Below are 8,828 nucleotides of genomic sequence, written 5' to 3'. Positions count from 1 at the left end.
GTGTGGAAAAGCGGGCAAGCCTTTGATCCGTCCAAACTATTACCTAAAACAGCTTGACCCAAACCATAGAACCTCGCGGGGTGGTTCGTCCCCCGGACGAACCACAAGCGTCCCGCTCAAACAGCAGAGTGCTTGCACCCCGGATCATGCCCCCGCCTGCGGCAAGTACTCTGAATTGCCCCTCCGGGTCCCCACCGCCCCCAAGGGCTCATACCGTGGCTATTCAAGCAATCATGTATTGAGGGTCTGGGTCTGGGTCTGGGTCTGAGATTTGGGATTTCGGATCTTGGGTCTGAGGAGAGAGGTCGGAGGTGAAAGGTCTCAGGTGATAGGTGATGGGTGATAGGTCAGAGGTCAGAGATTCGACGCAGACCAGGAAAGTGCCACACGCTATTCAAGCATACAGTTTGAACCGTCCAGAAAAAAACGATTGTGAGCCAGTTAAGCCTAGCTTCAGGGTGTCCGGGCGGTTCAGAGGGTTTGCCGCGGTCGGGAGATAGCGTAGGGGTGCAAGCATCCTGCTGTTTGAGCCGGACGCTTGTACTTGGTCCGGGGGACCAAGTACCCGGCGAGTTCAGGATGCGCCCGTAGCTATCTCCTGACAAGGGCACCGGTGCGCAGCACCGGCAAACCCTCAGCCCGGACACCCTGAAGCTAGGCTTAACTGGCGTCTTCAGCAACGATCTCTTCTGACTGTTAAACCTCGCTTTCCAATCAAATGAGATGACGAAGCTCCAAAAAGAAAAAGCCCCAGGCAGAAAGAATCCACCCAGGGCTTTAAACCATCAAGGCCTGATCAAACAAAGATCATGTTCACACCCGGCCCGTATTCAACACAGCATCAAGCCTCCTGATACAGCTTGCTGCCTTGCTGAATAAATTGCACTGACATCTCCTTCATCCCCTGATCCACAGCGGACTGCTCATCCAGACCGTTAGCCTTGGCATAGTCCCGTACATCCTGCGAAATCTTCATGCTGCAGAACTTGGGCCCACACATGGAGCAGAAATGCGCCACTTTCATTGAGTCCTTGGGCAAGGTCTCGTCGTGGAATTCACGTGCCGTATCCGGGTCCAGACCCAGATTGAATTGATCATCCCAGCGGAATTCAAAGCGCGCCTTTGACAAGGCATTATCCCGGAATGCCGCCGAAGGATGTCCCTTGGCCAAGTCCGCGGCATGCGCTGCGATCTTGTAAGTGATGATGCCGTCCTTCACATCCTTCTTGTTCGGCAAGCCCAGATGCTCCTTGGGCGTCACATAGCACAGCATCGCCGTACCTTGCCAGGCAATCATCGCCGCACCCAAACCGGAAGTGATGTGATCGTAGCCCGGCGCAATGTCCGTTGCCAAAGGCCCCAAGGTGTAGAAGGGGGCCTCATGACAGTGCTCCAGCTGCAACTGCATGTTCTCTGGAATCAAATGCAAAGGCACATGACCAGGACCTTCAATCATGACTTGAACATCATGCTTCCACGCTACCTGGGTCAACTCGCCCAGGGTACGCAGTTCCGCGAATTGTGCCTGATCATTAGCGTCATAGCCCGAGCCGGGACGCAAGCCATCGCCTAGCGAGAAAGCCACGTCGTACTGCTTCATGATCTCGCAGATGTCCTCGAAATGCTCGTACAGGAAGCTTTCGCGGTGATGCGCCAGACACCACTTTGCCATGATGGAACCACCGCGCGAAACAATGCCTGTCATGCGGCTGGCCGTCATGGGAATAAAGGGCAAACGCACACCGGCATGAATGGTGAAATAGTCCACGCCTTGCTCGGCCTGCTCAATCAAGGTGTCGCGGAAAATATCCCAAGTTAGATCTTCGGCAATGCCGCCGACCTTTTCCAGGGCCTGGTAAATAGGCACCGTACCGACAGGAACCGGCGAGTTGCGAATAATCCATTCGCGCGTCTCATGGATATTCTTGCCCGTGGACAAATCCATGATGGTGTCCGCACCCCAGCGAATCGCCCAGGTCATTTTTTCGACCTCTTCGCCAATGGTGGAGCCCAGGGCGGAGTTACCGATATTGGCGTTGATCTTCACCAGGAAATTGCGGCCAATAATCATGGGCTCGGTTTCCGGGTGGTTGATATTGGCGGGCAAAATGGCTCGGCCACGCGCAATCTCATCACGAACAAACTCGGGGGTGACCGTGGTGGGCAAGCTGGCACCGAAACCTTGACCAGGGTGTACCTTGGTCAGGCGACGAGCCATCTCTTCACCTTGCGGACCGCTGGCGCGCAAGCTTTCAATGTATTGCTCGCGTCGCAGATTTTCCCGAATCGCCACAAACTCCATTTCGGGAGTGATGATGCCGCGCCTTGCGTAATGCATTTGCGTGACATTGGCTCCCGAAATGCTGCGTCGAGGCTGACGCTTCAACTCGAAGCGTAACGTGTCCAGTTCCGGGTCGGCCTGGCGGGCTTGACCGTACTGGCTATTGAGTCCTGCCATCAACTCGGTGTCCTTGCGCTCGCTGATCCAGGCTTGGCGTAGCGGGGGCAGGCCTTTGCGAATATCGATCTGCACCGAGGGGTCTGTGTAGGGACCGCTGGTGTCATAAACGCTTAAGGGAGGATTCGGCTCGGCGCCGAAGTGGCTGGGCGTATCAGCCAGGGAGATTTCCCGAAAAGGCACACGCAGATCAGGCCGTGAGCCGGTTTGATAGATCTTTCGGGAGTTGGGTAATGGCTGGATCGCAGCCGGGTCTACGCTGGCCGCTGTGGCCGTAAAAGAAGGGGTTTTGCTTGTCATTGCAGCTCCAAAGAAATGGTGGAGCCGATATAGGAAGAAGTGCAGTGCAGGCATTGCACCTGTTGCACACGCTCCCAGCATCGGCATTATCCGTACTGGTACGAGGGTTTATCTCAACCCGCCAAATGGCGAGTACCCCTGCGTGCTGACAAGTATAGGTATCTTGGAGCTGTTTGTGGACGTATAAGGCTTATTTTCTTTTCATGCCGTTGAGCAGATGACGGATGGTTTGATCCAGATGGTCACGCTCTTTGGGTGGCAAGGCCACAATCTCGTCCACGGAAAAGCGGTTGAAGGGCCAGGTCACAATCGGTGGCCCTTCGCCAGAGTCTTGCAAGGTGGCAGCATGGGCTGCACTCAGCTCCATATTACCCAGCCCGTTCTTGAGCCATTGGGCGCTGATGTTCAGAGCTTTGGCCAGGTCCAGAATTTCACGCGCGTCACGCCGCGTGCCACTCTCGTAATTGGAGATGGCGCTTTGGCTAAGGTTGCACAGGCGAGCCAGTTCGGCTTGGGAAAAGCCGCGTTGCAGGCGGGCGTGGCGGAGGCGATCAGAGAAGTGTTTCACAGTACAGATTGTTCATGGAACGCCCTGCACGATGGTTTTGAGGAAAAATGTCGTATGTGATAAAAATATCTGGCTCAGTCAGCTGGATGAAGCAAAGAGAAGCTTAAGATGGGTGCAGCACTAGATTTGTCGGCTTCCAGCCTGTGTTCAGAGCTTGAGTGCCAGGGGGGCTTAACGGGACAGGAGGTATAGGCGAGTAGAAAAGAGCTGGGCCTAGCGCTTTTTCATGCCGTCCAGTAAATGACGCAAAGTGCGATCGAGCAAATCACGTTCGCCATCTGCCAAAGCAACCACTTCATCGACGGAAAAAAGACGGAAGGGCCAGGTAACAATGGGAGGACCGTCTTGGGGTTCGGACAGTGTGTAGCTGTCATCCTTAAATTCCATCGTGCCGATACCCTTGCGCAACCACAACGCGCTGACATTTAAGGCTCTAGCCAGATCCAGAATTTCACGTGCATCCCGACGCGTACCATTTTCGTAGTTGGATATGGCGCTCTGGGTCAATCCGCATAGACGTGCCAAATCTGCCTGAGAAAGACCGCGATGTTGACGTGCATGGCGAAGGCGTTCGGAGAAATGTTTCACACAACAGATTGTTGATGTAAAGCCAAGCACGATGGTTTTAATTAAAAATCACGGTCGTGATTTATACTGTCCGGCATAGTCATCAGATGTCATTATAGTTAAGGTATCAACTATGTCGGTTGCAAATGAAATTGCTGGCGGTCCTGTTGTGCTGTACCTGGCCACGGCTATCCCTGATCGAAACTTACTAGAACAACAAATTCAGGCTCTGGCAGAACGCGGTTATCGTCTTATTTTTTGTCCGGATGCGACGGCTTTATTGCAGTTGGCTCAAACACGAGGCCGATATGCGGGTTCTATATGTATTGCCTGGTTGGGTGGGGCCTTGGCAGAGATCTGCTCGGCAGCCGTGCGTTTGCGTATGCTGTGTCCGCAAATTGGAATCCTGATGCAGTCCGATGCGACGGATTCGGCCATGCTGCAAGCCTTGCATAGCGGGGGAGACCAGTTTTGTCCCAAAGATGCGTCTTTGGAGCTGCTGGCGGCCAGTTTGCATAGCCTGCAGCGGCGCATGATGCAGATGCCCCTCATTCCTGAACCGTCTCTACCCCAGGAATGGGTGCTGGATCAGGAGGGCTGGGCCTTGATATCCCCTGTGGGTATTTCGTTTAGCCTGACCAGCACGGAGCGCGCCTTTATCGTCCGTTTGCTGCGAGAAGAGGGGCGCCGGGCCAGCCATTACGAGCTGATGCAGGCTGTCGCCAGTAAAACGGATGTGATCAGCAATCCGCCTGGGGCTTTGCATATCAATCGTCTGGGGGTTTTGGTCAGCCGTATGCGGCGCAAATTCAACCAGGGTGGGACGGCTTTGCCTATCCGCTCGATTCATAACTGGGGCTATATGTTCGCTGCTAATTGCCAGTTGCTGACCGAGCCGATGCGTCATTAGGGCAGGGCAGTTGAAAAAGGCCCTGTCGGTCAAACCCGGCAGAGCCTTTGTTCATCGTGTGAGGGCAGGGGTTCAGTAGTAGCGCTGCACCGACAAGTCGTCTGCACGGATGGCAGGCTCCTTGTTGCTGATCAGATCAGCCAGCAATTGTGCACTGCCGGTAGCCAAGGTCCATCCCAACGTGCCGTGGCCTGTATTCAAGAACAGGTTGGGGTAGCGGCTGCGGCCCACAATCGGGGTGCTGTCCGGCGTCTTGGGACGCAGGCCGGTCCAGAAATGCAGGTCGGCATCGCTTTGATAGCTGCCGGGGAACAGGTCGTTCAAGACCATCAGCAAGGTCTGCTCACGGCGGGGATTCAGACGCTTGTTAAAGCCGACTACCTCGGCCATGCCACCCACACGAATGCGATTGTCAAAGCGGGTCAGGGCGATCTTGTAGCTTTCATCCAGCAGGGTGGATTGGGGCGCACGGGAGGCGTCCGCAATCGTGGCGGTAATGGAATAGCCTTTCAAAGGGTAGACCGGGATGGCTTGCAGGTCTTTCATCAAACCCGTAGACCAGGAGCCCAAGGCTACCACGTAGGCATCGGCAGTCAGCAGGCCGTCGGAGCTTTGCACGCCGCTGATCTCCGTGCCATTACTGTGAATACGCTGAATGTTCTGGTTCCAGCGGAACTCCACGCCTTCCTGTTCAGCCAGTTCACTAAGGCGACGTGTAAACATCTGGCAGTCGCCGGTTTCGTCTTCAGGGAAACGCAGACCACCGCTCAATTTATGCTCTACGTGGCGCAGAGCCGGCTCAATCGTGTGCAGCTCAGACGCAGACAGCAGCTCGTAAGGCACACCGGCTTCTTTCAGTACCTCAATGTCGGCAGCAATACCGTCCAGCTGCTTTTGTGTACGGAACAACTGCAAGGTGCCTTGGGAGCGGTGCTCGAACTGAATATCGGTCTGGGCGCGCAGCTCGGCCATGCAGTGGCGGCTGTATTCAGCCAGACGCACCATGCGCTCTTTATTGATGGCGTAGCGGTCTGCCGTGCAGTTGCGCCACATGGCCAGCAGCCACTTGATTTGTGTCAGCGTGCCATCGGGACGAATAGTCAGGGCCGGGTGCTCGTCGAACATCCACTTGATGGCCTTGCGCGGGATACCCGGCGCAGCCCAGGGGCAGGCATAGCCAAAGGAAAGCTGACCTGCATTGGCAAAACTGGTTTCCAGAGCGGGCCCAGCCATGCGGTCGATGACCGTTACGCTGTGTCCTTGGCGGGCAAGATAATAAGCGCTGGTTACGCCTTCTACGCCAGCACCTAGCACGAGGATCTTCATACGGTTCCTTGGGCGCATCGCCCGAAAGGGGAAGTGTTGCGATCAGGCGCGGAAAAACCGCGCGTACTGTCGCAATTCGATACGTTTTATCCGTCTATTTCAACAGGCGGGCAGGGCGGGGGTCAAGGTTTAGTCCTGGTCCGGTGCACTGCGCGGGAACACCATATTGTTGCGGTGGATCAGTTCCGTATCGTGTTCGCTGCCCAGCAACTCATTGATCAGGTGGCTGGGCTGGCCCATGATGCGGCGGGTGTCGTCCGAGGAGTAGTTGATCAGACCACGGGCGTATTCCACGCCGTGCTTGTCCACGCAGGCCACCACATCGCCTCGGTCAAATTCGCCCTCTACGTGGGTGACACCCACGGGCAGCAGGCTCTTGTGGCCGTCTACCAGCGCACGTACGGCGCCTTCGTCCAGCGACACGCGACCACGCACACGCAGTTGGTCAACCAGCCAGCGCTGACGGGCCGAACGCACGGGCAGAGTGGCACGCAGCTCTGTGCCTATACGTTCGCCTTGCGACAGACGCGACAGCACTTGCTGTTCACGGCCCGACGCAATAATGGTGTGGCCACCGCTTTGCGCAGCACGCTTGGCCGCCAGAATCTTGGTGATCATGCCGCCGGTGCCGATGTTGCTGCCTGAGCCGCCTGCCATGGCTTCCAGGGTCGGGTCGCCCGCTTGTCCCAGCGAGATAAACTGCGCATCGGGATTGCTGCGCGGATCGGCGCTGTACAGGCCAGCCTGGTCGGTCAGGATGATCAGGGTTTCGGCTTCAATCAGATTGGTGACCAGCGCACCCAAAGTATCGTTGTCGCCCACGCGGATTTCATCCGTGACCACCGTGTCGTTCTCGTTCACGATGGGCACCACACCCAGATCCAGCAAGGTGTTGATAGTGCCGCGCGCGTTCAGGTAGCGATGGCGGTCTGCCAGGTCTTCATGGGTCAGCAGGATCTGGGCGGTGCGCACGCCGTGGCGGGCAAAAGCCACTTCATAGGCTTGAATCAAGCCCATCTGGCCGACGGCGGCCGCCGCTTGCAACTCATTCATGGCCTTCGGTCGGCGCGGCCAGCCCAGGCGGGCCATGCCTTCGGCAATGGCACCGCTGGAAACCAGCACCAATTGCTTGCCTTGGGCATGCAGTTGAGCAATCTGGGTAGCCCATTGCTCCACGGCATCCAGGTCAATCCCCTTGCCCTCGTTGGTGACCAGGGACGAACCTACTTTAATAACCAATCGGCGCGATTGTGCAACGGCCGATTCAGAATGAGAAGAGTGCTGCATGACGAGTTCAGAAATCCATCGCTTGGCGTGTAAATAGAGAAAATGCCAGGAGTAGGGCGGCTGGCTTAACCGCGTCTTCCGGGCATTTTTAGAGTCAGTCCTGGAGTCTAAGTCCTGGACCTGTGTAGCACGATCAGTCTGGGGCAAACCTCTCGTCGTAAATATGGGTGCCGTCGGCAATATCTTGCTCGATATGCTCTTTGCGGCTTTCTTCATCCAGCCAGGATTGCAGCTGATAGACCAGATCCTGTGTACCGACACCGGTCAGGGCGGAGATACCAAAGACCGGGCCTTCCCAGTTCAGCTCTTTGAGCAGGCGGGCTTTCAGGTCTTCCGGGTCCGAGACCATGTCCAGCTTGTTCAGAACCAGCCAGCGTGGCTTGGCGTACAGCTCTTCGCTGTACAGACGCAGTTCTTCAACAATGGCACGGGCCTCTGCAGCCACTTTGGCTACAACATCCTCGTCCGGGTCCAGGCTGGATACGTCCAGCAAATGCAGCAAGATACGGGTGCGAGTCAGGTGGCGCAGGAACAAGTGTCCCAGGCCGGCACCTTCGGAAGCGCCCTCGATCAGGCCAGGAATATCGGCCACTACAAAGCTGTGGGCTTCGGACGAACGCACCACACCCAGGTTGGGGTGCAGGGTGGTGAAGGGGTAATCCGCAATGCGCGGCTTGGCGTTGGAAATGCGGGTGATCAGCGTGGATTTACCGGCGTTGGGCATACCCAGCAGACCGACATCAGCCAGCACCTTCAGTTCCAGACGCAGCTTGCGATGCTCGCCTTCCTTGCCGTAGGTAAATTGACGCGGGGCACGGTTCACACTGGATTTGAAGTGCAGGTTACCCAAACCACCGGCGCCGCCTTGGGCCAGGGTTATTTTTTCGCCATGACGCTTCATGTCAAACAGCTGCTCGCCGGTTTCTGCGTCAAAAATCATGGTGCCAACGGGCACACGCAGGGTGATGTCCTCGCCACCCGCGCCATATTGGTCGGACCCACGGCCGTTTTCGCCGTTGCGAGCGCGGTGCAGGCGGGCGTAGCGGTAGTCGATCAAGGTGTTGACGTTACGGTCGGCCTCGGCATAAATGCTGCCACCGCGTCCACCGTCGCCGCCATTGGGGCCACCTTTTTCAATAAATTTTTCTCGGCGGAAACTGGCAGCGCCGTTTCCACCTTTGCCTGCGACCACTTCAATGGTCGCTTCGTCTACGAATTTCATGGTGATGAGTGCTGTATAGGTCCAGGGGCCGCAGAACCGTATGGGCTGCTGGTCTGGGAGCAGACCATTTTAAACAAAAACCCCAATTGCTTAGTGTATAGGAGATTGGCTTATCTGCCGGTATGTGCCGTGATAGTGGCCGATTTTTAATCTCTTGCTGTGGCCGTAGGGAGACTGGCTAAGCCGGGTG

At 56.4% G+C, this 8,828-nt stretch carries 7 protein-coding genes and 1 riboswitch; of the genes, 1 reads left to right on the top strand and 6 read right to left on the bottom strand.

Annotated elements, in window-relative coordinates; genetic code table 11:
• Nucleotides 1-841: 841 nt before the first annotated feature.
• From thiC to KOE80_RS19885, 3 genes are all read right to left on the bottom strand, one after another.
• On the bottom strand, nt 842-2,758 hold the full coding sequence (thiC, locus tag KOE80_RS19895; protein WP_226349821.1) for a phosphomethylpyrimidine synthase ThiC: 1,917 nt from the start codon (nt 2,756-2,758) through the stop codon (nt 842-844).
• A gap of 55 nt (nt 2,759-2,813) precedes the next feature.
• Nucleotides 2,814-2,908, bottom strand: a riboswitch (TPP riboswitch).
• Nucleotides 2,909-2,948: 40 nt separating this feature from the next.
• The gene (locus tag KOE80_RS19890; RefSeq protein ID WP_042486484.1) at nt 2,949-3,326 is read right to left on the bottom strand and encodes a helix-turn-helix domain-containing protein; all 378 of its coding nucleotides are present in this window, start codon (nt 3,324-3,326) and stop codon (nt 2,949-2,951) included.
• A 213-nt stretch (nt 3,327-3,539) separates the two neighbouring features.
• Entirely contained in the window at nt 3,540-3,914 is a 375-nt protein-coding gene (locus tag KOE80_RS19885; protein ID WP_086068622.1) for a helix-turn-helix domain-containing protein, read from the bottom strand.
• A 112-nt stretch (nt 3,915-4,026) separates the two neighbouring features.
• On the opposite strand from KOE80_RS19885, the gene KOE80_RS19880 reads away from it, so the two are divergent.
• On the top strand, nt 4,027-4,803 hold the full coding sequence (locus KOE80_RS19880; protein WP_226349820.1) for a DNA-binding response regulator: 777 nt from the start codon (nt 4,027-4,029) through the stop codon (nt 4,801-4,803).
• Between the two features lie 72 nt (nt 4,804-4,875).
• Here the strand turns inward: KOE80_RS19880 and KOE80_RS19875 are convergent, their stop codons facing one another.
• The 3 genes from KOE80_RS19875 to obgE all read right to left on the bottom strand — a co-directional run bounded on the left by KOE80_RS19875 (nt 4,876) and on the right by obgE (nt 8,638).
• A complete protein-coding gene (locus KOE80_RS19875; protein ID WP_086068624.1) occupies nt 4,876-6,129 on the bottom strand; it encodes a D-amino acid dehydrogenase in 1,254 nt (417 codons plus the stop codon).
• 129 nt (nt 6,130-6,258) lie between these two features.
• Nucleotides 6,259-7,416, bottom strand: a complete 1,158-nt coding sequence (gene proB / locus KOE80_RS19870) for a glutamate 5-kinase (RefSeq protein ID WP_042486473.1) — start codon at nt 7,414-7,416, stop codon at nt 6,259-6,261.
• 133 nt (nt 7,417-7,549) lie between these two features.
• The gene (gene obgE, locus KOE80_RS19865) at nt 7,550-8,638 is read right to left on the bottom strand and encodes a GTPase ObgE (RefSeq protein WP_009460564.1); all 1,089 of its coding nucleotides are present in this window, start codon (nt 8,636-8,638) and stop codon (nt 7,550-7,552) included.
• Nucleotides 8,639-8,828: the final 190 nt, after the last annotated feature.

The sequence above is a fragment of the Alcaligenes sp. 13f genome (assembly GCF_020496585.1).
Taxonomy (GTDB): Bacteria; Pseudomonadota; Gammaproteobacteria; order Burkholderiales; family Burkholderiaceae_B; genus Alcaligenes; species Alcaligenes phenolicus.
This window is presented reverse-complemented; position numbering and strand designations above follow the sequence as displayed.

Coding starts and splice junctions, on each gene's coding strand:
- thiC (WP_226349821.1), bottom strand. CDS start 2,758: ATGACAAGCAAAACCCCTTCTTTTACGGCCACAGCGGCCAGCGTAGAC.
- KOE80_RS19880 (WP_226349820.1), top strand. CDS start 4,027: ATGTCGGTTGCAAATGAAATTGCTGGCGGTCCTGTTGTGCTGTACCTG.
- KOE80_RS19875 (WP_086068624.1), bottom strand. CDS start 6,129: ATGAAGATCCTCGTGCTAGGTGCTGGCGTAGAAGGCGTAACCAGCGCT.
- proB (WP_042486473.1), bottom strand. CDS start 7,416: ATGCAGCACTCTTCTCATTCTGAATCGGCCGTTGCACAATCGCGCCGA.
- obgE (WP_009460564.1), bottom strand. CDS start 8,638: ATGAAATTCGTAGACGAAGCGACCATTGAAGTGGTCGCAGGCAAAGGT.